This window comes from Streptomyces sp. NPDC055140, from assembly GCF_053607285.1.
Genome location: NZ_JBSGTG010000114.1, coordinates 3,747 through 4,175, shown reverse-complemented (window position 1 = coordinate 4,175; position 429 = coordinate 3,747). Strand labels below are relative to the sequence as shown.

General features: G+C 69.5%; 1 pseudogene. It reads left to right on the top strand.

Annotated elements, in window-relative coordinates:
• Positions 1-429: pseudogene (locus tag ACWFR4_RS47845) on the top strand (hypothetical protein); the annotation flags it as partial.

The following is a 429-nucleotide window of genomic DNA, read 5'->3' as shown; positions in this document are numbered from 1 at the left end:
GCCTACGACAGCAGCCTGATGGGCCACGACTACGCCCCCTACCCCTGCCGCACGCCGGACTCCCTGGACGATTCGGGGGTCCGCTGGGGCGAACCCGCCGGTCTGCTGGAGATCCCGGTCGCCTGGAGCCTGGACGACTTCCCGTACCTGGAGTTCCTGCGGACCCCGTCCGGTCTCATGCCCGGGCTGCGCGACCCGGCCGAGATGTTCGCCAACTGGACGGCGGACCTGGACTACATGGTGCGGGACTTCGAGGACGGTGTCCTGACCGTCACCATGCACCCCGAGGTGATCGGCCGGGGCCACCGCCTCCTCGCCCTGGAGCACTGGCTCGACGAAGTCGCCTCGCGGGACGTCGAGTTCGTCACCTGCGAGCAGATCGCGGACCTGATCTCCTCGGGAGCGGAGCTAGGACAGTACCGGCCCGTC